Origin of the sequence: Massilia sp. BSC265, from assembly GCF_000740675.1 — a bacterium.
Taxonomy (GTDB): Bacteria; Pseudomonadota; Gammaproteobacteria; order Burkholderiales; family Burkholderiaceae_D; genus Telluria.
Window position 1 is genome coordinate 63,181 of record NZ_JPXI01000040.1, and the last position, 25,957, is coordinate 89,137.

Sequence of the window (25,957 nt, forward strand, 5' to 3'; positions counted from 1 at the left end):
GGTTGTAAATGGCATGGATAAAGCGCGGGTAGTGTCGCTGTTCATCAACGTGGTGCGTGCGGGCAGCTTCAGCCAGGCAGCGGCGGCGCAGGGCCTGAGCGCGCAGTCGGTCAGCAAAGCGATCCGCCAACTGGAGGAGCATCTTGGCGTGCGCCTGTTCCATCGCACCACGCGCAGCCTGGCGCTGACCGACGAAGGGCAGCGCCTGCTGGACCTCGCGCACCCCGGGCTTCGCCTGCTGGACGATGCGCTCGAGCAGGTCCGCGGCAGCCGGGACGAGGTGGAAGGACTGATCCGGATCGCCGCACCGACTTCGTTCGGCACGCACTTGCTGGCGCCGCTCGTGTGCGCGTTCCAGGAGCGCTATCCGGGCGTGCGTTTCGACCTGGTGCTGGCGGACCAGTTCACCGACCTCGTGGCCTCGCGCATCGACGTCGGTTTTCGTGCCGGGAACCCGCCCGAGCGCAACCTGGTCGCGCGCCGGATCGGCGACATCGTACTGAAGCTGTGTGCGTCACCGGCTTATCTCATGCAGCACGGCAGCCCCGCCAGCATGGATGAGCTGGCCCGTCACCGGTGCACCGGGTACCGGCAGGCCAATACCGGCCGCGTATTGCCGTGGGAGTTGCAGGGCGAGGGCGGCACGCTGTTCCTCGACATGCCTTGGGTTGCCACCTTCAATACCGTGGAGAGCGAAGCGGCGGCGGTTGCGGCGGGACTGGGCATCGGCCAGCTTGCCGGCTACCTGGCCGACGACGCCATCGGCGCCGGCAGGCTGGTCCATCTCTTGCCGGAACTGGATACCCGCAGTGCCGGCATCTACATGTACTACCCGCAGCGGACGGGTCTTCCTTCGCGCGTGCGGCTGTTCATCGATTACGCGGTCGAGGCAGCCAGAGCGCGTCTGGCCGGTGCGCCCTGAAGTAGAGGGATGTAAACGCACACAGCCCGGCGGACCGGGCTGTGCAAGGGGGAACGAGAACGGCTTAGGCCATGTTCTGGTTCACGAAGTCCCAGTTCACCACATTCCAGAACGCATCCAGGAACTTGGCGCGCGCATTGCGGTAGTCGATGTAGTAGGCGTGCTCCCAGACGTCGGCGGTCAGCAGCGGCTTGTCCGAGGTGGTCAGCGGGGTGCCGGCGTTCGAGGTGTTGACGATGTCGACGCTGCCGTCGGTCTTCTGCACCAGCCAGGTCCAGCCCGAGCCGAAGTTGCCCAGTGCCGACTTGTTGAACTCTTCCTTGAACTTGTCGAACGAGCCCCACTTGGCGTTGATCGCGTCAGCCACCTGGCCGGTCGGTGCGCCGCCGCCGTTCGGGGTCATGCAGTTCCAGAAGAAGGTGTGGTTCCACACCTGGGCCGAGTTGTTGAACACACCGCCCGTCGACTTCTGGATGATCTCTTCCAGGGACAGGTTTTCGTACTCGGTCCCTTTGATCATGTTGTTCAGGTTGGTGACATAGGTCTGGTGGTGCTTGCCGTGGTGGAATTCCAGGGTCTCGGCCGAGATGTGCGGCTGCAGAGCATCTTTAGCGTACGGCAGTGGCGGCAGGGTATGTTCCATGTTCTATTCCTTGTGCGTTGGTTGGACGGGTTTTGTTCCAAAACCGCGCTATTCTAAACCGGATAGCGCGATGTTGCATGCTTGGCTACCCAGCCGCGTCATCGAGTGCGGCCTGCACGCTGGAGACGACGACGTCGGCGCTGCCGCCTGCCAGTCGCACCGACAGCTTGTTACGCGCCTTGATCTGCGCCGGGTCGCGCAATACTTCCCCCTTGGCATTGCGGACGATCGCATAGCCGCGCTCCAGCGTACGTTGCGGGTTCAGCAGTTCCAGCTGGGCCGACAGGGCATCGAGGGCATCGCGCCGCCGTTTGACAGCGTTACACAGGCTGGTGTTCAGGTGGCGCCCGTCCGCCAGCAGTTGGGCGCGCAGGGCGCGCATGTCGGGGCGGTGGCGCATCCAGCGCTGCTGCAGCTGGGCCAGCACCAGGTTCTGGCGGTTCACCGGGGTGCGCACCGCATGGGTCAGCGCGGCGGCCACCGACAGCAGCTTCACGCGCTGGTGCCGGATCTGGGCAGAGGGGCTCAACAGGCGCCGGCTGTAGCCGTCCAGGCCCTGGCTGGCTTCCGACAGGGTGCGGCGCATGGCGCGGCGCAGGTCCTGGGCATCGGCGGCGAGCGAGGCGAGCCAGTCGGCGCGCGGGGTGGCGGCCAGTTCGGCGGCGGCGGTCGGGGTGGCGGCGCGCACGTCGGCGGCGAAGTCGGCGATGGTGACATCGGTCTCGTGGCCCACGCCCGAGATCACCGGGATCTGGCATGCATCGATGGCGCGCGCCACGCATTCCTCGTTGAAGCTCCACAAGTCCTCGATCGAGCCGCCGCCACGGCATACCAGCAGCACGTCGGCTTCCTGGCGGCGTGAGGCCGTCATGATGGCTTCGGCGATCTTGTCGGCGGCGAACTGGCCCTGGACCGGGGCCGGGTAGAGGATCACCCGCACGTGCGGCGCGCGGCGGCGCAGGGCGGTGAGCACGTCCCGCAGGGCGGCGGCTTGCGGGCTGGTGACGATGCCGATGGTGCGCGGGAACAGCGGCAGCGGGCGCTTGCGCGCTTGATCAAACAGGCCCTGGGCCTCGAGCTTTTCCTTGAGCCTCAGGAAGGCTTCGTAGAGCTGGCCGACACCGGCGCGGCGGATGGTCTCGACATTGATCTGGTAGTCGCCGCGCGCGCCGTACAGGGTGACCAGGGCACGCACCTCGACCTTGTCGCCTTCGCGCGGATTGAAGCCGGCGTATTGCGCGCGGCTGCGGAACATGACGGCGCGCACCTGGGCGGCATCGTCCTTCAGTGTGAAATACCAGTGACCGGAACTGGCGCGCGTGAAGTTGGAGATCTCGCCCCCGATCCAGACCAGTGGAAAACTCCGTTCGAGCAGGCGCGCAACCTGCTGGTTCAGGGCCGTCACGCTCATGACGGGCGGTGCGGTGTAGGCGGGGTCGGCGTCGCTTCGATATTCCATGGAGGCTGTCTGTCTGGCTGCTTTGATGAAGCTGATGCTTATGTCACATCTTGGCGAAAACGACAAGGGTCGACGCCAGGCGTGTGTGGGTTCAGGGAGCATTGTCTGGCGTGCACCATTGTTGCCAGTTTTCAATGCATTCTATTGAAACGCTTTGAAATCAATGGTTTGCGGATGGGTCTTCAGGTTTTGAGCTGACTTTATCCACAAAATCTGTGGGCAACTCATCCATAAGACCAAAGACTGCCCAAGGATGGGGCAGGTCGACCGCCCTCCTTATGCATCAAGGATTTAGCAGCGCTGTGCCTGCCTTGGACACATTCTTGTCCACAAAAAATGTGCATATCGCGCATCCAAGCGCAGCAGGCTAACCCAGCCGGATGGCAACTGGCCAGGAGAGCGCCGGTGCTCAAAAATGACGCTAGGAAATTTTATTGTGGTAGATCAATAACTTAGCTTGTCGAGGGGCGCCTTGCACACAATTTTGTCCACAAAAAGTGTGCACAACGGCAGTCCGACGGCCAGGCCGTGCATCCGACCGGCCCACAGTCGGCGTCCAGCACTGTGGAAAGGCTGGGTGAACCCGTCCACATAAGGCTTGTTACCTTGATTGCAGGCACTTGCATATTTCGAAGGCAGTGGGGTCTGATCGCTTAAAAATCAATGACTTGGATTGAGGCGTACATGATTCATCACATCCTTATCCACAAAAAATGTGCAGATGTGAATTTTCTTTGCCACCAGCCCTCGCAGGCAGAACAAGTCATGCACAGCAGGCCAACATTGCACACAAATCCTTGGTTTATTGCTGAGTGATGAAATTTTATGCAGTGCTAGTTTTTTGTGTTAGATCAATAACTTAGCATCAGAAATAGGCCCTTGCTCACATTTTTGTCCACAAAAAATGTGAGGAACCAAACATACCGGGGGAAGTGAGGACAAGGCGCCACACTGCCTGTTTTTTGCGCTTAAGAAATTTCCCCATAGGGATCAATGACTTACGTCGTGCTGGACGCCATTGCACACAATTTTGTCCACAGAATTTGTTCGTAAGTGCAAACGGTTGAGCTGGATCAACATCATCCTTGAAAACACGGATGAGCTGTAAGCATGCTCATCTGACACGTGCCGTTTTCTTGCGCAGGCACAGAATGTCCTTTGAAATCAAGGGTCTTCGATCCGAACGGAGGCCTTGCGCACATTTTTATCCACAGAAGCTGTGCAGAACCACACTTGCCGCACTGCTGGCAACTTGTTACATTGCTGAATTGATTTTCTTTCCCACAGGAGTTTCTCTTGCTCGCTATTTTCCAAGCTGCAGGCTGGCCGATCTGGCTGTTGCTGATTGCCTCGATCGTCGCTGTTGCCCTGATCGTGGAACGCCTGATCTACCTGCGTCGCGAGAAGATCCTCCCGAAGCAATTGCTGGACGAAGTGATCCGTGTCTACCGCGCCGGCAAGGTCACGCCCGATGTCGTTGACAAGCTCGAACACAATTCGCCGCTCGGCACCGTGCTGGCTGCCGCGCTGCGCAACGTCGATGCCCCGCGCGACGTCATGAAGGAATCCATCGAAGAAGCCGGCCGCGGCGTCGCCCACGGCCTGGAGCGCTTCCTGACCACCCTCGGCACCATCGCCTCGCTGGCTCCGCTGATGGGTCTGTTCGGCACGATCGTCGGCATGATCGAGATCTTCGGCGCGCAAAGCCCGACCGGCAACAACCCGGCGCAGCTGGCGCACGGCATTTCCGTGGCCCTGTACAACACCGGCTTCGGCCTGGCGATCGCCATGCCTGCCCTGGTGTTCTACCGCCACTTCCGCGCCCTGGTCGACAGCTTCATCGTCGAGATGGAACTGCAGGCCGTGAAATTCGTCGACGTCGTCCACGGTAGCCGCAAATGATGAACTTTCGCCGCGACCGCCGGCGCGAGGAACCGGAGATCAACCTGATCGCGTTCATCGACGTGCTGCTGGTGGTCCTCATCTTCCTGATGGTCTCGACCACCTTCAGCAAGTTCACCGAGCTGCAGATCACGCTGCCGACCGCCGATGCCGAGAAGGTGCAGGAGCGTCCCTTCGAGATCAACGTCACCATCGACGCCAAGGGCAACTACACGGTGAACAAGGTGCCGGTGTCCTTCCACAGCGTGGCGGGCCTGGCCGAAGACCTGCGCAACGCCGCCCGTAGCGCAGGTCCCGATGGCCAGCCGGCCAAGGACCCGGTGGTGATCGTCAATGCCGACCAGTTCGCGATGCACCAGATGGTCATCAACGTTCTGGAAGCGGCGCGCGTGGCCGGCTACGACAAGCTGACCTTCGCCGCCCAGACCGGCACCAAACAGTAAGCAAGCGGGCGCTGCGGCGTCCGCCATCGTATGTCTTCTCTCGAATCGATCCTTACCCGCGCCTGGCTGCGCCGCGGCCCGCTGGCGCTGGCCTTGCTGCCGCTGGCGCTGCTGTTCCGTGTCCTCGCCGGGGTGCGCACGCTGCTGTACCGCCTTGGCCTGAAGAAGAGCGAGCGCCTGCCGGTGCCGGTCATCGTGGTCGGCAATATCTTCATTGGCGGAACCGGCAAGACGCCGCTGACGATCTGGCTGGCGGAAAACCTGCGCGGCGCGGGCCTGCTTCCGGGCGTGATCTCGCGCGGCCACGGCGGTGCGTCAGGCGCGCCGCGCGAAGTGACGCCGCAGTCGAGCCCGCTTCACGTCGGCGACGAACCGCTCCTGATCGCCGCCCGCGCAGGCTGCCCGGTCGTGGTCGGGCGCAAGCGTGCGGAGGCGGGAAGAATGCTCCTCGCCGCCCACCCCGACGTGAACGTCCTCATCACCGACGACGGCCTGCAGCACTACGCCCTGGCGCGCGACATCGAGATCGTCCTGTTCGACGGCCGCGGCGTCGGCAATGGCTGGCTGCTGCCGGCCGGGCCGCTGCGCGAGGCGCCCTCGCGCCGGCGCGATTTCACCGTGGTGAACGCGCCCGAGATCACCCCGCAACTCGCGCGCGCGGTCGGCGGCCGGCCTTTCCGCATGGGCTTGGCGGGCGACTTCGCCGAACCCTTGATGCGGCCGGAAGACTGCCTTCCCTTGGGGCGCCTGAAGGGCAAGCGCATCGTCGCGGCCGCCGGCATCGGCAACCCGGGCCGCTTCTTTACCATGCTGCGCGGCGCCGGCCTGCAGTTCCAGGAGCTGCCGCTGCCCGACCACCATGACTTCCTCGACCGTCCTTTCGACAGGGTCGACGCCGATGTCATCCTGATCACGGAGAAGGATGCAGTAAAATGTCGGCAACTTGATAACCTGAAGGACGACCCGCGCTTGTGGGTCGTGCCCGTGACAGCGCGGATCGACCCCGCGCTGGCCGAACAAATCGTGGAGAAATGTCGTGGACGCTCGACTGCTTGATATCCTGGTCTGCCCGCTGTGCAAGGGCCCACTCCAGTACGACAAGAAGGCGCAGGAACTGACCTGCAGCCCGGACCGCCTTGCATACCCGATCCGCGATGGTATCCCGATCATGTGGGCTGACCAGGCGCGCAAGATCGAGCCGGTGTAAGCCGATGGGCTTTACTGTCATCATCCCGGCCCGCCTGGCCTCGACCCGCCTGCCGAACAAGCCGCTGGCCGACCTCGGCGGCAAGCCGATGGTGGTGCGCGTGGCCGAGCGTGCGCGCGAGTCGGGCGCCGCCCGCATCATCGTCGCCACCGATGCGCCAGGCATCCTGGCTGCCTGCGAAGCGCACGGCATCGAAGCCTGCATGACCCGTGCCGACCACCCGTCGGGCACCGACCGCATCGCCGAAGTCGCCATGACGCTGGGGCTGGCGCCGGATGAGGTCGTGGTCAACCTGCAGGGCGACGAGCCGCTGATCGACCCGGCCCTGCTGGCCGCCTGCGCCGCGCGCATTCGCGACGGCGTGCCGATGGCGACCGTGGCCCACCCGATCCACGACGTGGCCGACGTGTTCAACCCGAACGTGGTGAAAGTCGTGCTCGACAAGGCGGGCAGGGCGCTGTACTTCTCGCGCGCGACCATCCCCTGGCACCGCGACGCTTTCGCTGCTTCCAAAGAAACCTTGCCGATTGGCTACGCGCCGCTGCGCCATGTCGGCCTTTACGCATACAGCAACGCCTTCCTCCAGGCCTATCCGGCACTGGAGAGTTCGCCGCTTGAAACCATCGAGGCGCTCGAACAATTGCGCGTGTTGTGGCACGGCCACCCGATCGCCGTGCACATTACCGAGAGTGCGCCGCCGGCCGGCGTCGATACCCCGGACGACCTGGAGCGCGTGCGCCGCCACTACACTGCCTGAACTTCCTGACACTAGATTTACGTTGTCTGCGCCACATCAAAACGAGCTGGCGAAGGGCCTCAGAATTGGCGTTAAAGCTGACTTTTGTGGTAACTTTCGTGTCAATAGTCAGATATATATCAAATGCGGCATCCAAGGCGATGGTTTAGACGAATGATCGCCAACATAAAAATTATCAACATCCTCTAAGAATCTAGGAAACTCATGCGTCTCATTCTGTTAGGAGCACCCGGCGCCGGTAAAGGCACCCAGGCCAACTTCATCAAGGAAAAGTTCAACATTCCGCAGATTTCCACCGGCGACATGCTGCGTGCCGCGATCAAGGCTGGAACCGAACTGGGCCTGGCTGCCAAGAAGGTGATGGATGCTGGCCAGCTGGTGTCGGACGACATCATCATCGGCCTGGTGAAGGAGCGCCTGAAGGAGACCGACTGCGCCAACGGCTACCTGTTCGACGGCTTCCCGCGCACCATCGCGCAGGCCGACGCCATGAAGGACAGCGGCGTGCAGATCGACTACGTGCTGGAAATCGACGTGCCGGACGAGCTGATCGTCGAGCGCATGTCGGGCCGTCGCAGCCACCCGGCCTCGGGCCGCGTCTACCACACCAAGTTCAACCCGCCGAAGGTCGAGGGCGTCGACGACGTGACCGGCGAGCCGCTGGTGCAGCGCGATGACGACAAGGAAGAGACCGTCCTGAAGCGCCTGGCCGTGTTCCACAACCAGACCGAAGTGCTGCTCGGCTATTACAACAAGTGGGCCCAGTCGGGCCTGCCGGGTGCGCCGAAGTACCGCAAGATTTCGGGCGTCGGCCCGGTCGAGCAGGTGCGCGATGCAGCTTTCGCGGCGCTGTCGGAATAAATACTCAGCAAGTTGATCGAACGGCCCCGTGGGGGCCGTTCTGCATGTTGGCGCGGGTTTGTTTTTCGTAGAGGGGCGGTTTCCCGCCCACGCGTCACGCGTGGCGCTCGTTACAAATACCGCTCTACCGCCGCCGTCAGCGACTCCTGGTCCGAATCCCCGTGGTAGCGCTCGCCGTTGATGAAGAAGCTCGGCGTCCCGCTTGCCCCCAGCGTTTTTCCTTCTTCCGCCTGCGCCCCGATCCGCTCGCGATACTTGCGCGTCGCCATGTCTTCATCGAAGCGCGCCGCATCCAGCCCCATGCCCTGGGCCAGCAGGGGCAGCTGGGCCGGTGCCATCTGCGCCTGGTGCTCGAACAGGCTGTCGTGCATCTCCCAGAACTTGCCCTGGGCGCCGGCCGCTTCCGCCGCCTCGGCCATCGCTTCCGCATACGGGTGCATGCCGAGCGGGAGGTGGCGCCAGACCAGGGCGATGCGCTGGTCATACTGCTTCTGCAGCCCCGCCAGCGTCGGGTGGGCCCGTGCGCAGTAGGGGCACTGGAAATCCCCGTACTCGACGATGACGATGCCGGCATCCGGACTGCCCCGTACGTGGTCGCCTTCCACGATCTCTACCCGCCTCATGTTCGCTCCTGTGAATGTGATGGGCCGATCTTCGCATGGCGGCGGGCAGGCATGCCGCCCGTTACCGCGCAACAATCATGTGAGGAATTGTTTCGCGTGCGCCGACCGCGCCTGTGGGGGCAGATAATGGACTGTCCATTATCCGAATCGCATGAGGTGCACCATGAGTCCCATCCAGTCCATGATTGCCGTGCTGTTCGCGCTGGGTTCGGCGACAGCGCTGGCCCAGAACGGGGCAACGCCGCAGCCGCCGACCGGCAAGCCGGTGGACGACAGCGCCGCCTATGGCCCGGTGCTGAACCCCCAGCAGCCGACCCCGGCCACCACCCGGCAGCCGACCCAGGCCAGCACGCAGGCGGCAGGCGAAGCCCGCCCGCAGGCGCAGGAAGAACGTTCGGGCCAGCCGCCGGTCACCAGCAAGCAGAACGAAGTCGATCCTTCGGCACGGCCAGCCCCCGGGACCGGGCAGACGCCGGCGCCGACCAACACGCAGCCGAGCACGCGGCCGAGCACCCAGCAGCTGCAGCCCAGGACCCAGCAGGAACTGCAAGGCCAGCCCGAGCGCCGGCAGCAGGCGAAGAAGCAGGCGCAGCGCCGTCCGGGCGCGGTCCAGCGCATCGAGCCCACGCCAGGCATCGCCGCGCCGTCCCCGGCGCCATCGCCGCGGGCCGGCGTAGCGGCGGCGCCGGGCCCGGTTGCGCCGCAGTCGAGCCAGGTGGTGGGCTGCATGGGCGGCACCTGCACCGATGCCAACGGCGCGACCTACAATGCCGGCGGCCCGGGCAATGTCGCGGTCAGCAGCAGCGGGCGCCTGTGCACCACCAACGGCGCCAATGTCCAGTGCCTTTGACCGGAAGAGATAACCGGGCATTCCGGTTGGTTTTTCTTCCCAAAAGTTCGCTACAATGCCGCTGTTTGACGTTTACGTTAACGTAAGACTTGCGTAGGCCGTCATCACCGCCGAAGACAGCGGCACTAGAACTTTTAAAAGGGAAAACCATGCAAATTCAGAACAATGTGTTCATCGTGACCGGTGGCGCGTCGGGCCTTGGAGCAGCCACGGCGCGCATGATCGCGGAAGCCGGCGGCAAGGTCGTCATCGCCGACGTGCAGGCGGAAGCCGGCGCTGCCCTGGCAGAGGAGCTCGGCGGCCAGTTCGTCAAGTGCGACGTCACCTCGGAAAGCGACGGCCTGGCGGTCGTCGAAGCGGCAACGGGGCTGGGCACCCTGCGCGGCCTGGTCAACTGCGCCGGCGTGGCGCCGGCCGTCAAGACCGTCGGCAAGGACGGCCCGCACCCGCTGGACGCCTTCCAGCGCGCGGTGAACATCAACCTGGTCGGTACGTTCAACATGTGCCGCCTGGCGGCCGACGCCATGGGCAAGACCGACGCATCCGAATTCGGCGAGCGCGGCATCATCATCAACACCGCCTCGGTCGCGGCCTTCGACGGCCAGATCGGCCAGGCCGCCTACGGCTCGTCGAAAGCGGCGGTCGCCGGCATGACCCTGCCGATGGCGCGCGACCTGGCGCGCAGCGGCATCCGCGTGATGACCATCGCCCCAGGCATCTTCGAGACCCCAATGCTGATGGGCATGCCGCAGGAAGTGCGCGACTCGCTCGGCAAGATGGTCCCGTTCCCGCCGCGTCTCGGCATGCCGAAGGAATATGCGCACCTGGCCAAGGCCATCATCGAAAACGTGATGCTCAACGGCGAAACGATCCGCCTCGACGGCGCGATCCGCATGCAGCCGAAGTGATCGCCTCCTGAACGCCCCTGCCAATTGTTGTAGGATTGGCGGATGTCGGGCGCGTGGCGCAAGCCGCGCGTCCGTTTTGTTTTTGGAGAGACGATTTGAACTACATGAAGATGCGCCATGCCGCGCTCACCCTGGCGCTGGCTTTCGCCGCGAGCCCGGCGGCCCTGGCGCAGGATGCGCGCCAGGCCGCTCCCGAAGCCGCCACCGGCTATACCGCGAAGGCCGGCTGGCCCGCGAAGAACTACATGGTGGCCGCGGCCAATCCGCTGGCGGTGGAAGCGGGCCACCGGATCCTGAAGCAGGGCGGCAGCGCGATCGACGCCGCCATCGCCACCCAGCTGGTGCTGACCCTGGTCGAGCCGCAGTCTTCCGGCATCGGCGGCGGCGCCTTCCTCGTGCACTACGACGGCCGCAAGACCCAGGCCTTCGACGGCCGCGAGACCGCGCCGTCGAAGGCCGACGAGCGCCTGTTCCAGCGCCCCGACGGCACGCCGCTGTCGCGCACCGAGGGCATCGTCGGCGGCCGTTCGGTGGGTGCGCCGGGCGTACTGCGCATGCTCGAGCTGGCGCACAAGGAGCACGGTCGACTGCCTTGGAAAGCCCTGTTCGCACCTGCCATCAAATTGTCGGAAGAAGGCTTTGCGGTCAGTCCGCGCCTGCATGCGCTCCTGTCCGGCGACGTCCACCTGCGCAAGGACCCGGAGGCCGCGCGCTACTTCTACGGCAACGGCGGCCAGCCCTGGCCGGTCGGCCATATCCTGAAGAACCCGGCGCTGGCAAAAACCCTGCGCGAGATCGCCGAAGGCGGCGCCGATGCTTTCTACCAGGGCCGGATCGCACGCGACATCGCTGCCAAGGTGCAGGGCCACCCGACCAACCCGGGCCTGCTCAGCGCCGCCGACATCGCCGCCTACCAGCCAAAAGTGCGCACCCCGGTGTGCAGCGATTATCGTGCCTACACGGTATGTGGCATGCCGCCACCTTCTTCTGGAGGAATCGCCGTCGCCCAGATGCTGGGCATGTTCGAGACCATGGACATGCGCTCGCTCGCGCCTACCAATGGCGTTCCCGGCCCGGATGCGCTGCACGTGTTCAGCGAAGTGGCGCGCCTTGCCTATGCGGACCGCAACCGCTACGCCGCCGACACCGATTTCGTGCCGCTGCCGGGCCGGGGCGTGCCGAGCCTGATCGACAAGACCTACCTGGCTACGCGTGCCAAACTGGTGGGACAGCGCTCGATGGGCGAGGCGCCGGCCGGCAAGCCGCCGGGCATGGAGATGGCCTGGCACTGGGGCAAGGACAATGCCATCGAAACGCCGTCCACCTCGCACCTGTCCGTGGTCGACGGTTTCGGCGCGGGCCTGGCGATGACGACCACCATCGAAGACGCGTTCGGGTCGCGCCAGATGGTGGGCGGCTTCATCCTCAACAACCAGCTGACCGATTTCTCCTTCGCCTCGGTCGATGCCGACGGCCCGATCGCCAATCGCGTGGAAGCCGGCAAGCGCCCGCGCAGCGCGATGTCGCCGACCGTGGTGTTCGACCGCAAGACCGGCAGGCTGGTGCTGACGGTCGGTTCGCCCGGCGGGCCTGCCATCATCAACTACGTCGCCAAGGTGCTGGTCGGGACGCTCGACTGGGGCCTGAATGTACAGCAGGCGATCGCGATGCCGAACTTCGGCAGCCGCAACGGGCCGACCGAGCTCGAAGTGGGACGCTTCCCGTCCACCACCATCGAAGCCCTGAACGCGCGCGGCCACAAGGTGCGCCTGGGCGAGCAAACCTCGGGCCTGCACGGCATCCAGCGCATCGAGGTGCATGGCGTACCCCTGTGGTACGGCGGGGCCGATCCGCGCCGGGAAGGCGTCGCGAAAGGGGATTGAAAGGGGACGAGTAGCGCGATGAGCGATGGACGCACATCGGCCAGCAAGTTCCTGAGTCTCGTCCTCCGGCACAAGCCGGAGGCCATCGGCCTGTCGCTCGACGAGGCCGGCTGGGCTGACGCCGAGGGAGCGCCGTCACGTCCATTTGTCCGCCGACATGGAGACGGCAATCGCCGTCGGACGCAGGCACGGACAGCCGCTTGTGCTGGCGGTCGACGCGGGCGCCATGCACGCGGCCGGGTTCCGCTTTTACCGCTCCGAGAACGGCGTATGGCTGACCGACGCGGTGCCGCCCCGGTACTTGTCGAAGCACGGGGATAAGGGGCCGGCCTGGTAGCCGCGAACCGGAGCCTGGACGAGCCCCATGAACATGCCGATGCCGCGATGGGCACGGCGGTCTGCTACGGTACAAATGCCGCCCAGTCTCGACTGAGCGGCATCGGTGTCGGGCGGCGGCTGCTACCCGGGCGCGCCGCGCCGGGTCTTCCTCAGCTTCTCGCGCCCGCGCTGCGGCGCCTGCTCAGCGAAGCCAGGCCCGCCAGGCCCAGGCCCATCAGGGCCACCGAAGCCGGTTCCGGCACTTCGTTCGAGCCGCCTTCGTCCGGCTCCGGCAGGACCGGCGCCTGGATCTTCGTGGGGATGAGGCCGACGTAGCCGATGCTGCCCGTGAGGCCGTTCTGGTTGCCGACATGGGCAGCAAATGCGTAGCCGCCCGGCTGCCCGTTGTTTTTCTTGCCGCTCAAGGCAAAGGCCTCCAGCGACATGCCGGACTGCAGGCTGATACTGAAATCCAGCGGCGACCCCACCCTGCCGGAAGTCCCCGTCGAGGTCAGGCGCATGCCGTTGGTGAACAGGCCATCCGGTGTCAGGTTGTAGGTGCCACTGTCCATCACGGTGAAGTCGGTCCCCGTGTAGGAAACGCTCGCCTCCTTGTACGCATCGAGCAGGCTGAATGCAAAGGTCGGGCTGCTGGTGCCGCTCGTTCCTGCGAAATAGTAATTGGTCGCAAGTGCTACGCGCACGTCGACCTGGGTAGCCGAGGCCTGGGTGAGGGTAATGGTCGCTAGCGTCGTGTTGCCGGGCAATTCCGAACTGGTCGACAGGTTGTAGGTGTGGGAGGTTCCTACGAGGATCGGTGCAGCGGACAGGGCTCCTGAAGCCATGCCGGCGGCGCAGATCATACAAAGGGCAATCTTTTTCAGGGTGGACTGGTTCATATCGTTTTCGTTGTGGTGGATGATGTGATACCTGCAAGCAACATTCGTGCCAATTCTGCAAGTTATTGTTTCTTCATATTATTTTTATTTGCTCGTCGGCATTCGTGCTCCAACTGTAAAGTTTTTCGACATTCAGTTCAACTCGTGACGCGTGTTTATCCAGTGCGATGCATGAGCGTGCGGCCGTGCTGATCCCCTATGGCGGACCAAGCGTCGGTTATGTCCAACTAAACTCGATTTATTTCCCAAGAGATATCCGACTTTTGCTAAGCTTCGCCGATGGACAGTGGAGCGAAAACAGGCCTGGTCCTCACAGGCGGTGGAGCACGCGCCGCCTACCAGGCCGGCGTGATGCATGCGATCGCCCGCATCCTTGCCGACGCGGGGCGTCCCCCCTTGCGTTCCCCCTTCGACATCATCTGCGGCACCTCGGCCGGGGCGCTGAACGCCACCGCGCTGGCCTGCCGCGCCGACGACTTCAGCAGCGCCGTGCGCGGGCTGCTGAACGTGTGGGAAGGCGTCGCCGCCCACCAGGTCTACCGCGCCGATTCCCTGGCCGTGCTGCGCTCGGGCGCGCGCTGGCTGTCGCTGCTGTCCTTCGGCTGGCTACTGCGCAAGTGGCATGCGTCACCGCCCCAGTCCCTGCTCGACAACACCCCGCTGGCCGGACTGCTGCACCGTGCCCTCGACCTGCCGCGCCTTGATGCCGCCCTGGCCGACGGCGTGCTGCATGCGCTGGCGATCACGGCGTCCTCGTACTCCAGCGGCCATCACATCACCTTCTACCAGGCCGCGCGCGAGATCGCGCCCTGGCTGCGGCACCAGCGCCTGGCGCTGCCGACCCAGATCAGCGTCGAGCACCTGCTGGCATCGAGCGCCATTCCCTTCATTTTCCCGGCGGTGCCGCTTTATCTAGGAGGACGGCGCGAATACTGCGGCGACGGGTCGATGCGCCAGTTGGCGCCGATCGCGCCGGCCATCCACCTGGGCGCGACGCGGGTGCTGGTGGTCGGGGCAGGGCGCATGTCGGAGCCGGCGGTCGATCCGCAACCCAATAGTGGTTACCCAAGCCTGGCGCAGATCGCGGGCCATGCGCTGTCCTCGATCTTCCTCGACAGCCTGGCAGCCGACATCGAGCGTCTCCAGCGGATCAACCAGACGCTCGAGCGCATGCCCTTGGCGGCCCGCGCGGCGCTGCCGCTGCGCCGCGTGGAACTGCTGGTGATCGCACCGTCCGAACGGCTCGACGACATCGCCCTGCGCCACGTCCACAACCTGCCGGCCCCGGTGCGCACGCTGCTGGGCGGGATCGGCGCGCTTGAAACCCGCGGTGCGGCACTGGCCTCCTACCTGCTGTTCGAGGGCAGCTACACGCGCGAGCTGATCCGCCTCGGCGAACACGATACCCTGGCCCGGCGCGACGACGTGCTGGCCTTCTTTCCCGAATGAAGACGCTGATTCGACTGTTCGCGGCGCTACTGTTGCTGGTCCTGGGCACGAGCGTGCTGGCCGGCCCGCCGCGCCCGACCCTGCGCTTCGAGCACCTGTCCGTGGCCGGGGGGCTGGCGCAGGAGACCGTGCTGGCGATGGTGCAGGACCGCGACGGCTTCATGTGGTTCGGCACCCAGAACGGCCTGTCGCGCTACGACGGCTACCGCGTCATCAACTACCGTACGGTGCCGGGAAAGCCGCGCTCGCTGTCGAACAGCTGGGTGCGGGTGCTGCACCTCGACCGTCACGGCCGCCTGTGGCTGGGTACCGACGGGGGGCTCAACCTCTACGACCCCGCCACCCAGTCCTTCACGCTGTTCGTGCCGGAGGAGGCCATGCGGCGCGGCAGCGGGAACCGCCACATCAACGCCATCATCGCCGACGGCCGCGATGGCCTGTGGATCGGCACCAACGACGGCTTGCAGCACTTCGACACCACGCTGCGCCGCTTTACCACCTGGCACCACGAACGCGGGAACGACGCGAGCCTGAGCGACGACAACGTCAACGCGCTGGCACTGGACGCCGGCGGACGCCTGTGGATCGGCACCGGCGGGGGGCTCGACAGCCTCGGCCCGGAGCGCAGGCGCATCGAGCACCATCCGTCCGGACTGGGCCCGCGCGGCAATCCGGTGCACGCGCTGATGGTGGACGGCGAGCAGCGCCTGTGGATCGGGCGCCTCGGCGGGCTGGAACGGCGCGTGATCCAGGGCCCGGATGCAGGCACGGTGCGCCGCTTCGGCCCGGCGGAGGGCATCGGCCCGTGGTGGATCACGGCCCTGTACCGCGATGCCGGCAACGAGATCTGGGTCGGCACCCATGACGACGGCCTGCTGCGCTGGCGCGGCCGGGAGGACAAGTTCGAGAGCCACCGCCACGTCGTCAGCGACCGCCACAGCCTGGGCGACAACCAGGTGGCGTCCCTGTACCGCGACCGCCTCGGTACCTTCTGGGTGGGCACCTGGCATGCCGGCGTGTCGCGCGTCGACCTGGGCAGCGGCGGCTTCGCCCGCATCGTGCGCCGTGGCGACATGCCCGACACCCTGGCCGACAACAAGGCCCGGGCCTTGCTCGGCGACGGCGACAAGCTCTGGGTCGGCACCGCCACCGCGCTCAACCACGTCGACCCGGCCACCGGCGCGACCAGGGTCTACCGCCCCGATCCGCGCAACCCGAACAGCCTGGCCGACCTGCCGGCCAGCGCGCTGGCGCGCGACCGCAGCGGTCGCCTGTGGATCGGTAGCCGCACCGGGCTCAGCTCGTTCGACCCGGCGACGCGCCGCTTCGCGCGCCTGGCGCTGCCCGGCGACGCCGACACCAACAACGTGCGTGCCCTGTACGTGACGCCGGACGACAGCGTCTGGATCGCCAGCCGTGGCGGCCTGCACCGGTTCGATGCGGCCACGCGGAAGATCGAGAGCTGGCGCCACGACCCGGCCCGCTCCGCCAGCCTGGCCGACGACGTGGTACGCCCCATGCTGCTGGACGGGCGCGGCCGCATGTGGATCGGCACCTTCGACGGCCTCGACCTGATGGACCGGGCCAGCGGACGCTTTCGCCACTTTCGCCACGATCCCTACGACGCCGCGAGCCTGAGCCATGACGAGGTGCACGCGCTGTTCGAGGACAGCCGCGGCGACGTCTGGGTCGGCACTGCGGTGGGCCTGAACCGCATGGTGACCGCCGCCGACGGTTCGGTCAGCTTCGTGCGCTACACCACGCGCGAAGGCCTGTTGGACGACGCGGTCGCGGCGATCCTGGAGGATGGCGACGGCCGCATGTGGGTCAGCACCACCAGCGGCATTTCCCGTTTCGATCCGGCGTCGGGGCGCTGGCGCAACTACACGGCCGCCGACGGCCTCACCGAAGGGGCCTTCTTCGATTCGTCGGCCGTGCGCGGCCCGGACGGCATCCTGTATTTCGGCGGCTTCAACGGCATCACGGCCTTCGATCCGCGCGCACTCCGCGACAACCGGGTAGCGCCGCGTCCCGTGATTACCGGCCTGACGATCTTCAACAAGCCTGTCGAGGAGGCGCTGCCCGGCTTGCTCAAGGGCCCGGTCGAGCATGCCGAGACGGTGACGCTGCCGGCCGGCGCATCGGTGTTCACGCTCGAGTTCGCGGCCCTGCACTTCGCCGCGCCCGAGCGCAACCGCTTCGCCTACCGCCTCGACGGCTTCGACCAGGACTGGGTGCAGGGCGACACCGCCAAGCGCTTCGCCACCTACACCAACCTGGATCCCGGCACCTATGTGTTCCGGCTGCGCGCCGCCAACAAGGATGGCGTCTGGAGCGAGCAGGTGGCGGCGCTCGCGATCACGGTCGAGCCGCCGCCCTGGGGCACGCCGTGGTTTCGTGCCATCGCGGTGCTGCTGCTGGCGGCCTTCGGCTACGCCGCGGTGCGGATGCGCATGTCCGGCCTGCAGCGCCAGAAGGACCAGCTGGCGCGCCAGGTCGGTGCCCGCACCGAGCAGGTCGAGCAGCAGAACCGCATGCTCGAGCGCCAGACCGAGGAGCTGCGCGACCAGGAGCAGCGCGTGCGCCAGCAGTCCAACGAGCTGGCGCGCGCCTACCGCGCGCTGCAGGAGAACGAGGAATTCCTGCGCCAGGCCAAGCAGCGTGCCGAGGATGCGACGCGCCAGAAGTCCGAATTCCTGGCCAACATGAGCCACGAGATGCGCACGCCGCTGGCGGGCGTGATCGGCATGCTCGGCTTCGCACTGCGCGACCCGACCTTGCGCGACACCACGCGCGAGCAGATCCAGCGCGGGCAGGGCAATGCCCAGGCCCTGCTGGCGATCATCAACGACCTGCTCGACTTCTCCAAGATCGAGGCCGGCAAGCTGAGCATCGAGAACATCGACTTCGACCTGCACGCCGCCATCCGCAACGTGGCCAGCCTGTTCGAGGAGCAGGCCGCCGGCAAGAGCATCGGCTTCCATGTGGCCTTCGACGAGGCGCTGCCGCGCTTCGTGGTGGGCGATCCGACCCGCCTGCGCCAGGTGCTGGTCAACCTGGTGGGGAACGCGTTCAAGTTCACGCGCTCCGGCAGCATCGACCTGCAGGTCGAGCTGCGCAAGGACGACCAGGTGCGCGGGGAGGGCTGGAACATGGTGCGCTTCACGGTGCGCGACACCGGCATCGGCATCCCGGCCGATGCACTGCCGCGCCTGTTCCAGAAATTCGAACAGGCCGACACCACCACCACGCGCCGCTACGGCGGCACCGGCCTGGGGCTGGCGATCTGCCGCCAGCTGGTGGCCCTGATGGGCGGCTCGATCGCCGTCAACAGCATCGAGGGCAAGGGCAGCACCTTCAGCGTACTGGTGCCGCTGGCCGACGGTGTCGAGCCGCCGCACGTCGAGCCCGCGCCGCGCGTCCCGCACACCCACCGCCTGCGCATCCTGTGCGCCGAGGATTTCCCGACCAACCAGATCATCGCCCGCACCATGGCCGAGGAGATGGGCCACCAGGTCGACATCGCCGACAACGGCCTGCATGCGGTGGCGGCCTGCGCCCGCACCCGCTACGACCTGATCCTGATGGATGGGCGCATGCCCGAGATGGACGGGGCCACCGCGACACGCATCATCCGCGCCGGCGGTACGCCGGACACCCGCGTGCTGGACCCGCACCTGATGATCGTGGCCCTGACCGCCAACGCGAGCGGCGAAGACCGGGCGCGCTACCTGGCCTGCGGCATGGACGCCTTCCTGACCAAGCCGATCGACGAGGACGCGCTGCACCAGGAGATCTCGCGCGCCATCGAGCGCCAGCTGGCGCGCGGCATCGCGCTGCCGCCAATGCCCGGCCCTGCTCCCGTCTCGGGGCAGCCGGAGCAGGTTTCTCCGATGGCGGCGCTGGATGCGATGTTCGGCGTCGCCCCGGCGCCGGAAACCGCGTCCACGGAAGCTGCGGCATCCATGGGGACCGAGCCGGGCCGGCGCGCCGACGACCTGGCCGCGCGCCTGCGCGCCGCCTTCACCGCCGACCTGCCGCGCCGCCGGGCCGAGCTCGAGGCGGCGCTCGATGCCGATGACCTGGAGGCGGCGGGCAGGGTGTTGCACGGCCTGCGCGGCAGCGCCGCCTACCTGGGCGAGACCGCGCTCGGCCAGCTGTGTGCCGAACTGGAAGCGGCGGCCGATGCGGGAGACCGCACGCGCCTGCTGGCCGGGGTAGCGTGCCTGGGCGTGCAGCTGGCGGCCTTCCAGCCATCCTGATGGCCTTGCCCACTATAATGGCGGCTCGAAGCTGGTAAGGGGACACAGGGCATGAAAGTGCTGGCGGTGGATGACGACGTGGTGTCGCGCATGATGCTGATGCATCTGGTCGACAGTTGCGGACAATACGAGATCGTGGAGGCCGAGGACGGCGAGGATGCCTGGCGCCAGCTGGCGGCCGGCCTGCGTCCCGGCATCGTGTTCTGCGACCTGCGCATGCCGCACCTGGACGGCATGGGACTGCTGGCGCGGCTGCGCGCCGCCGAACACGATCCTGCCCTGAAGACCTTGCCCTTCGTGCTCGTGTCGGCAGCTTCCGACGCCGACACCCTGGCCGAGGCCGGGCGCCTCGGCGCCGACGGCTACATCGTGAAGCCTTTCGCCGCGGGGCAGGTGCGAGCCCAGCTCGCGCGCCTGGCGCCTCAGGACGAGAAGCCCGCCTCGGTACTGCAGCGCCTCGGCATCACGTCCGAGCGCCTGCTGGCCTACCTCGACGGCCTGCGACGCCAGCTCGAAGAGGCGGGGCCGGATTTCGCTCCGGAGTCTCCGGCCGACGGGGACACGGCGCGCCTGCAGCGCCTGGCCGAAGGCTGCGCCACCCTTGGGCTGGCGGACAGCGCGGCGCGGTTGCGCGCGGTAACGGGCCGGGGCCAGCCGCAGGCCTTGCAGGCGGCCATCGCGCATGCGCTGGCCGCCGTCGAACGCCAGCGGCAGCGCGCGCAAGCCAGCCAATAAATATGCTTGCCGCCGAATTGCTTTAGATTTAAAGTAAAGCGGGATCGCTGCCGCACTACCGCTGCATCATTGCCGGAATTTCCATAAAGGCCCGACATGACCGACGCTTCCGCAGCACTTGCGCCGTCCGGCTACGCCGACGGCTTCGCCCGCGCCAACCTGCCGCCGCCCGATGCGTGGCCCGAATTCCGTTTCGACCTGCCCGAGCTCCAGTATCCCCCGCGCCTGAACAGCGTGGCCGAGCTGCTCGATGCCGCGACGGTGCGCGGGTGGGAGGCACGCACGGCCCTGGTCGGGAGCCGCGAGCGCCTTACTTACGCCCAGCTGCGCGCGCGGGTCGACCGCATCGCCCATGTGCTGCGGCGCGACCTTGGCCTGGCCACCGGCAGCCGGGTGCTGCTGCGCGGCGCCAATTGCCCCATGATGGCCGCCTGCATCCTGGCCGTGATCAAGGCCGGCTGCATTGCCGTGCCGTCCATGCCGCTGCTGCGCGCCCGCGAGCTGGGCGCCATCGCCGGCCGTGCGCGTGTCGACGCGGTGCTGTGCGCGGCGTCCCTGCGCGCCGACGTGGATGCGATGGAGCCGTGCGCTCCGTCGGGATCTCCCGTTCCGCTGGTGCTGTTCGATGACGCGGATGCCCCGGATTCGCTGGAAGCGCGCATGGCGGCCCATGGCGACGCCTTCCATGCGCCCGATACGGCGGCCGACGACGTCTGCCTGATCAGCTTTACTTCCGGCACCACCGGCGTGCCGAAAGGGACCATGCACTTCCACCGCGACCTGCTGGCGATCTGCGACTGCTTCCCGCGCCATGTCCTGCGCTCCCGCATGGACGATGTCTTCATCGGCACGCCGCCGCTGGCCTTCACCTTCGGCCTGGGCGGGCTGCTGCTGTTCCCGCTGCGCGTCGGCGCCAGCGCCGTGCTGGTCGAACGCTTGAGCCCGGAAAGCCTGCTGGCGGCGATCCAGGAACACCGCGCCACGGTGTGCTTCACCGCGCCCACCTTCTACCGCCAGATGTCCCAGCTCGCGTCCCGCTTCGATTTGCGCAGCCTGAGCCGCAGCGTGTCGGCCGGCGAGGCGCTGCCGGTCGCCACCCGCGCGGCCTGGAAAGCCGCGACAAACCTGGACATGATCGACGGGATCGGCGCCACCGAGATGCTGCACATCTTCATCTCCGCCGCCGGCAGCGAGGCCAGGGCCGGCGCGACCGGCAAGCCGGTGCCGGGCTACCAGGCCTGCATCCTCGACGAGGACGGGCTTCCGGTGGGACCAGGCGTGGTCGGACGGCTGGCCGTGAAAGGCCCGACCGGCTGCCGTTACCTCGACGACCCGCGCCAGCGCAACTACGTGCAGGATGGCTGGAACATCACCGGCGACGCCTACGAGATGGACGCCGACGGCTACTTCTACTACCGCTCGCGCCTGGACGACATGATCATCTCGGCCGGCTACAACATCGCCGGCGCCGAGGTCGAGGAAGCGCTGTTGCACCACCCCGCGGTGGCCGAATGCGGCGTGGTGGGGCGTCCCGACGAGGAGCGCGGGCAGGTGGTCGAGGCCCATGTCGTGCTCAAGCCCGGGGTGGAGGCCAGCAGCGAGCTGGCCGCGGCGCTGCAGGAATTCGTCAAGGCCCAGATCGCCCCCTACAAGTATCCGCGCGTGGTGCGCTTTCGCGAACAGCTGCCGCGCACCGAAACCGGTAAACTGCAACGGTTTAAATTACGCACGGATGCGGTCTGAGGAAAACATGTCCGATCTCGAGGACCAGGGACCGGGAGAGCAGGAGCTCGACCTGGCCAGCCGGCTGACGCAGGATCACCATCAGTCGCTCAAGCTGTGGCTGCGCATGCTGTCCTGTACCGTGCGTATCGAGAACGAGATCCGCTCGCGGCTGCGCGCCACCTTCGGCATCACGCTGCCGCGCTTCGACCTGATGGCCCAGCTCGAGCGCCATCCCGACGGCCTGCGCATGGGCGAGCTGTCCAGGCGCATGATGGTCACCGGCGGCAACGTCACCGGCATCACCGACCAACTCGAGCGCGAAGGACTGGTGGTGCGTGTGCCCGACCCGCACGACCGCCGCGCCTGGGCGGTGCGCCTGACCCCGGCCGGGCGCAGCGCTTTCGCCGAGATGGCGGCGGTGCACGAGCGCTGGATCGACGAGATGCTGGCCGATATTCCGGCCGAGGACAAGTCCAGCCTGATCGCGTTGCTGGCGTCGATGAAGCAGCGGCTCAGGACCGGCGACGAACGCTAGCCGGGGAAGGGCGGTCAACAGGCTGCAGCGACCCTTGGTTGCAATCGTGCGACCCGCCGTGCTGGGCCGAGGATAATGGACGAATCCGCCGAGAGGAATCCATGAGCCTGACACCGCCCGAAGTGCCACCGGAAGTCCGAGCCTGCGGCCGCTGCCGGAATCCACGCGAACTGGGCTTCCAGCTCGCCTTTGCCTACCAGCCGATCGTCGACCTGAAGGCGCGCGACATCTGGGCGTACGAGGCCCTGGTGCGCGGACCGCGCGGCGAAGGCGCCTGGTCGGTGCTGTCCCTGGTCAACGAAGACAACCTCTACGAGTTCGACCAGGCCTGCCGCATCGAGGCGATCCATGGAGCGGCGCGCCTCGGCCTGTCAGGCCGGCTGTCGATCAATTTCCTGCCGAACGCCGTGTACCATCCGGCGACCTGCATCCAGCGCACGTTCGCGGCCGCGAACGAAGCCGGCTTCCCGCCCGAGAACATCGTGTTCGAAGTCAGCGAGGGCGAGCGCGTGCGCGACCGGCCGCACCTGGTCCACATCTTCCGCGAATACCGCCGCTACGGCTTCTGCACGGCGATCGACGATTTCGGTTCCGGCTATGCGGGCCTGGACCTGCTGTCGGCATTCCAGCCCGACGTGCTCAAGCTCGACATGGCCCTGGTGCGCGGCATCGATGGCGACCGGGCGCGCCAGGCGATCGTGAAGGGGGTAATGACGATGTGCGCCGCGCTGCCGGTGCGCGTGCTGGCGGAGGGTGTCGAGACGCCGGCCGAGCGCGACTGGCTGGCCGAGGCGGGCGTCGAGCTGATGCAGGGCTACCTGTTCGCGAGGCCGGTGCTGCGTGCGGCCGGCGATATCCGCCCGGAAGCCTGGGCGTAGAACTCAGCGGGTGCGGCGGCGGGCGCCGTGGACGCACAGCGCGCCCAAGGGCGGCAGCTCCTGGCGTTCCCGGGCGCCGCCTTCCCCGTTGCCGATCCCGAGCTCGGCGCCAGGCAGCCCGCTGCGTATCGTCACCGGAATCCGACAACAAGGCCTGGCCGATTGTCTCGTCCACCGTGATCGGCGTTGCGGATGCCGCGGCAGGCGTGCCCAGCAGGGCGAAGAGCCACAGCATGGTGCAGGAGATGCGGAGCAGGCGGGCCAGGGTCACCGCGCTGGATAGTTGAAAAACTGAACACTAATATCTCAATTTGATAATAAAATTGCGCCAGTAAATAAAAATGCTCGTGGCATGTGAACCTATTTGCAGGAAAAAGGGTGAAAGTGGCGCGTTTGCCACTGTTCTGATTTGGCAAGCCGGCTGGTACAATATGGGACTCCATGACGAGTCTGCACCCGCGCGCTCAGCATGGGGCGATGTGTCGCCATAGTACAATGGATAGTACAAGGTCCTCCTAAGACTTAGATGCAGGTTCGATTCCTGCTGGCGACACCATCTTCAAGGCCCATCCGGGCAAAGCTTCCACAGACTTCACCAGTGCCCCGTGCGGCCCGTCTTTGCTTGCCTGGTCCCAGGAAACTGGGGCGCTCGGCTGCCAGTCGGTACAATGGGCGCTTCTTTCAACATTTTGCGTCCGCGCCATGTAGCGGCGGCGGACGGTTCACGGATCATGGCTGTCATTTCCCTCACTTCCGCGCAACTGGCTTTCGGCCACGTCGCGCTGCTCGACCACGCTGACTTTTCCCTGGAGACCGGCGAGCGCGTCGGCCTGATCGGCCGCAACGGCACCGGCAAGTCTTCGTTGCTGAAGATCATCTCGGGTCGCGCCAGGCTCGACGACGGCCTGCTGGTCATGCAGCAGGGCGTCAAGATCGCCTATGTCGAGCAGGAACCCGTCTTCGATCCGGAAGCGAGCGTGTTCGATGCGGTGGCCGCCGGCATGGGCGACCAGCAGGCGATGCTGGCCGAGTACGAATCCCTCACCGGACAGTTCGGCGGTGGCAACGACGAGGCGCTGATGGAGCGCATGCACGAGCTCCAGCTCAAGCTCGACGCCGTCGACGGCTGGAACCTGGCGCACAAGGTCGACACCACGCTCGACCGCCTCGGGCTGAACCGCGATGCAAGGATGGGCACGCTGTCGGGCGGGATGCAGAAGCGCGTGGCCCTGGCCGTGGCGCTGGTGTCCGGCCCCGACGTGCTGCTGCTGGACGAACCGACCAACCACCTCGACTTCACCTCGATCAAGTGGCTCGAAGGCCTGCTACGCGAGTTCCGCGGCTCGGTGCTGTTCATTACCCACGACCGCAGCTTCCTCGACAACGTCGCCACCCGCATCATCGAGCTCGACCGTGGGCGCCTGCTCTCGTTCCCCGGCAACTTCTCGACCTACCAGGAGCGCAAGCGCGAGCTGCTTGCCAACGAGGAGGTCGAGAACGCCAAGTTCGACAAGTTCCTGGCCCAGGAAGAAGTCTGGATCCGCAAGGGCGTGCAGGCGCGCCGTACCCGTGACGAAGGCCGGGTGCGCCGCCTCGAGGCGCTGCGCCTGCAGCGTGCGGCGCGGCGCGAGCAGCAAGGCACGGTCCGCCTCGACATCGGCGCCGGCGAACGCTCGGGCAAGATCGTCGCCGACATGGAAAACATCTCGAAGTCGTTCGGCGAGAAAGTCATCGTGCGCAACTTCACGGGCACGATCATGCGTGGCGACAAGGTCGGCCTGATCGGCCCGAACGGCGCCGGCAAGACCACCTTGCTCAAGATCATCCTCGGCGAAGAGACGGCCGACAGCGGGACGGTCAAGCTCGGCACCCGCCTGAACGTCGCCTATTTCGACCAGATGCGCGCCCAGCTCAACGACGAGGCGAGCCTGGCCGATACCATTTCGCCGGGCAGCGACTGGGTCGAGATCAACGGCCAGAAGAAGCATGTGATGACCTACCTCAGCGACTTCCTGTTCGCACCGGAACGCGCACGCTCGCCCGTGAAATCGCTTTCCGGTGGTGAGCGCAACCGCCTGCTGCTGGCGCGCCTGTTCGCCAAGCCGGCCAACTGCCTGGTGCTGGACGAACCGACCAACGACCTCGACATCGAAACCCTGGAACTGCTCGAGGAATTGCTTGAGGAATATGCCGGCACCGTGTTCCTGGTGAGCCACGACCGTACCTTCCTCGACAATGTCGTGACCCAGGTGATCGTTGCCGAAGGGGACGGACTGTGGCGCGAATACGTCGGTGGCTACACCGACTGGGAACGTGCGCGCGCCAGCGAGCCTGCAGCATCGGCGAAGGCCGCCGCCACTCTTGCGAAGAGCCCTGCGGCGCCCCCCGCAGCGCCCGTCAACTCAGCAGCCAAAGCTGGTGAAATGTCATCTACCGCACAGAGCGGGTCTGGTAAAAAGGTAAAGTTGAGCTACAAGGAGCAACGCGAGCTGGAGGAACTTCCCCAGCTGATCGCGACTCTTGAAGATGAGCAGTCGGCGATTGCAGCCCAGCTGAATTCGCCGGACTTCTACAAGCAGAATCCCGGCGATGCGCGGCGCCTGAGCGAGCGCCACGCCGAGATCGACGACCTGCTGCTCGACGCCCTCGAACGCTGGGAACGCATCGAAGCCCGCGCAAGGGGCGAGTAGCGTAACTA

Annotated in this window: 23 protein-coding genes, 1 tRNA gene and 1 pseudogene; 20 read left to right on the plus strand and 5 right to left on the minus strand. The window is 66.3% G+C overall.

The genetic code is table 11. The features are described from left to right. Positions 1-13: 13 nt before the first annotated feature. Positions 14-922 (plus strand): LysR family transcriptional regulator, encoded by a 909-nt coding sequence (locus tag MA09_RS20540; protein ID WP_051933658.1) that lies wholly within the window; start codon positions 14-16, stop codon positions 920-922. A 64-nt stretch (positions 923-986) separates the two neighbouring features. Here MA09_RS20540 and MA09_RS20545 read toward each other — a convergent pair whose 3' ends face one another. Next, positions 987-1,565: a superoxide dismutase gene (locus MA09_RS20545; RefSeq protein WP_036252653.1), complete on the minus strand. Its 579-nt coding sequence runs from the start codon at positions 1,563-1,565 to the stop codon at positions 987-989. 85 nt (positions 1,566-1,650) lie between these two features. After that, a complete protein-coding gene (gene xseA / locus MA09_RS20550; protein ID WP_036252655.1) occupies positions 1,651-3,024 on the minus strand; it encodes an exodeoxyribonuclease VII large subunit in 1,374 nt (457 codons plus the stop codon). Between the two features lie 1,296 nt (positions 3,025-4,320). Here xseA and MA09_RS20555 point away from each other — a divergent pair. From MA09_RS20555 to adk, 6 genes are all read left to right on the plus strand, one after another. Then, positions 4,321-4,926: a MotA/TolQ/ExbB proton channel family protein gene (locus tag MA09_RS20555; RefSeq protein ID WP_036252657.1), complete on the plus strand. Its 606-nt coding sequence runs from the start codon at positions 4,321-4,323 to the stop codon at positions 4,924-4,926. Continuing rightward, the gene (locus MA09_RS20560) at positions 4,926-5,369 is read left to right on the plus strand and encodes a biopolymer transporter ExbD (RefSeq protein WP_036252659.1); all 444 of its coding nucleotides are present in this window, start codon (positions 4,926-4,928) and stop codon (positions 5,367-5,369) included. The genes MA09_RS20555 and MA09_RS20560 overlap by 1 nt, the downstream gene beginning before the upstream one ends. Positions 5,370-5,399: 30 nt before the next feature. After that, positions 5,400-6,425 (plus strand): tetraacyldisaccharide 4'-kinase, encoded by a 1,026-nt coding sequence (gene lpxK / locus MA09_RS20565; RefSeq protein ID WP_036252661.1) that lies wholly within the window; start codon positions 5,400-5,402, stop codon positions 6,423-6,425. Further along, a complete protein-coding gene (locus tag MA09_RS24305; protein WP_081897729.1) occupies positions 6,406-6,576 on the plus strand; it encodes a Trm112 family protein in 171 nt (56 codons plus the stop codon). Before lpxK ends, MA09_RS24305 begins: the two co-directional genes overlap by 20 nt. Before the next feature lie 4 nt (positions 6,577-6,580). Next, positions 6,581-7,333, plus strand: coding sequence for a 3-deoxy-manno-octulosonate cytidylyltransferase (kdsB, locus tag MA09_RS20570; RefSeq protein WP_036252663.1), 753 nt, complete (start codon positions 6,581-6,583; stop codon positions 7,331-7,333). 204 nt (positions 7,334-7,537) lie between these two features. Then, positions 7,538-8,194 (plus strand): adenylate kinase, encoded by a 657-nt coding sequence (gene adk / locus MA09_RS20575; RefSeq protein WP_036252665.1) that lies wholly within the window; start codon positions 7,538-7,540, stop codon positions 8,192-8,194. A gap of 110 nt (positions 8,195-8,304) precedes the next feature. Here adk and MA09_RS20580 read toward each other — a convergent pair whose 3' ends face one another. Then, positions 8,305-8,817 (minus strand): thioredoxin domain-containing protein, encoded by a 513-nt coding sequence (locus tag MA09_RS20580; protein WP_036252667.1) that lies wholly within the window; start codon positions 8,815-8,817, stop codon positions 8,305-8,307. Positions 8,818-8,980: 163 nt separating this feature from the next. Between MA09_RS20580 and MA09_RS20585 the strand changes: the two genes are divergently transcribed. The 5 genes and pseudogenes from MA09_RS20585 to MA09_RS20600 all read left to right on the plus strand — a co-directional run bounded on the left by MA09_RS20585 (position 8,981) and on the right by MA09_RS20600 (position 12,795). After that, positions 8,981-9,667, plus strand: a complete 687-nt coding sequence (locus tag MA09_RS20585) for a hypothetical protein (RefSeq protein WP_036252669.1) — start codon at positions 8,981-8,983, stop codon at positions 9,665-9,667. A gap of 149 nt (positions 9,668-9,816) precedes the next feature. Then, a complete protein-coding gene (locus MA09_RS20590) occupies positions 9,817-10,575 on the plus strand; it encodes a 3-hydroxyacyl-CoA dehydrogenase (protein WP_036252670.1) in 759 nt (252 codons plus the stop codon). Between the two features lie 104 nt (positions 10,576-10,679). Then, complete coding sequence (gene ggt / locus MA09_RS20595) at positions 10,680-12,458, plus strand: gamma-glutamyltransferase (protein ID WP_229440807.1); 1,779 nt, start codon at positions 10,680-10,682, stop codon at positions 12,456-12,458. An 18-nt stretch (positions 12,459-12,476) separates the two neighbouring features. After that, positions 12,477-12,549, plus strand: a pseudogene (locus tag MA09_RS25610) (hypothetical protein); the annotation flags it as partial. 54 nt (positions 12,550-12,603) lie between these two features. Continuing rightward, on the plus strand, positions 12,604-12,795 hold the full coding sequence (locus tag MA09_RS20600; protein WP_373887860.1) for an RNA 2'-phosphotransferase: 192 nt from the start codon (positions 12,604-12,606) through the stop codon (positions 12,793-12,795). A 151-nt stretch (positions 12,796-12,946) separates the two neighbouring features. On the opposite strand, the gene MA09_RS20605 is transcribed toward MA09_RS20600, so the two are convergent. After that, positions 12,947-13,675, minus strand: a complete 729-nt coding sequence (locus tag MA09_RS20605) for a PEP-CTERM sorting domain-containing protein (RefSeq protein ID WP_036252671.1) — start codon at positions 13,673-13,675, stop codon at positions 12,947-12,949. Positions 13,676-13,954: 279 nt separating this feature from the next. On the opposite strand from MA09_RS20605, the gene MA09_RS20610 reads away from it, so the two are divergent. From MA09_RS20610 to MA09_RS20635, 6 genes are all read left to right on the plus strand, one after another. Then, entirely contained in the window at positions 13,955-15,124 is a 1,170-nt protein-coding gene (locus MA09_RS20610; protein ID WP_036252672.1) for a patatin-like phospholipase family protein, read from the plus strand. Then, complete coding sequence (locus MA09_RS20615; protein ID WP_051933659.1) at positions 15,121-19,386, plus strand: two-component regulator propeller domain-containing protein; 4,266 nt, start codon at positions 15,121-15,123, stop codon at positions 19,384-19,386. The genes MA09_RS20610 and MA09_RS20615 overlap by 4 nt, the downstream gene beginning before the upstream one ends. A gap of 51 nt (positions 19,387-19,437) precedes the next feature. Next, positions 19,438-20,121 (plus strand): response regulator transcription factor, encoded by a 684-nt coding sequence (locus MA09_RS20620; RefSeq protein WP_036252673.1) that lies wholly within the window; start codon positions 19,438-19,440, stop codon positions 20,119-20,121. A gap of 96 nt (positions 20,122-20,217) precedes the next feature. Next, positions 20,218-21,864, plus strand: coding sequence for an AMP-binding protein (locus MA09_RS20625; RefSeq protein WP_036252674.1), 1,647 nt, complete (start codon positions 20,218-20,220; stop codon positions 21,862-21,864). 7 nt (positions 21,865-21,871) lie between these two features. Next, the gene (locus tag MA09_RS20630; RefSeq protein ID WP_152594744.1) at positions 21,872-22,381 is read left to right on the plus strand and encodes a MarR family winged helix-turn-helix transcriptional regulator; all 510 of its coding nucleotides are present in this window, start codon (positions 21,872-21,874) and stop codon (positions 22,379-22,381) included. A gap of 101 nt (positions 22,382-22,482) precedes the next feature. Further along, positions 22,483-23,259 (plus strand): EAL domain-containing protein, encoded by a 777-nt coding sequence (locus MA09_RS20635; protein WP_051933661.1) that lies wholly within the window; start codon positions 22,483-22,485, stop codon positions 23,257-23,259. Between the two features lie 3 nt (positions 23,260-23,262). On the opposite strand, the gene MA09_RS25485 is transcribed toward MA09_RS20635, so the two are convergent. After that, positions 23,263-23,394, minus strand: coding sequence for a hypothetical protein (locus tag MA09_RS25485; protein ID WP_267872590.1), 132 nt, complete (start codon positions 23,392-23,394; stop codon positions 23,263-23,265). A gap of 346 nt (positions 23,395-23,740) precedes the next feature. Here MA09_RS25485 and MA09_RS20640 point away from each other — a divergent pair. Both MA09_RS20640 and MA09_RS20645 read left to right on the plus strand, forming a co-directional pair. Continuing rightward, a tRNA-Arg gene (locus tag MA09_RS20640) sits at positions 23,741-23,815 on the plus strand. 175 nt (positions 23,816-23,990) lie between these two features. Further along, complete coding sequence (locus MA09_RS20645) at positions 23,991-25,949, plus strand: ATP-binding cassette domain-containing protein (RefSeq protein ID WP_036252794.1); 1,959 nt, start codon at positions 23,991-23,993, stop codon at positions 25,947-25,949. Positions 25,950-25,957: the final 8 nt, after the last annotated feature.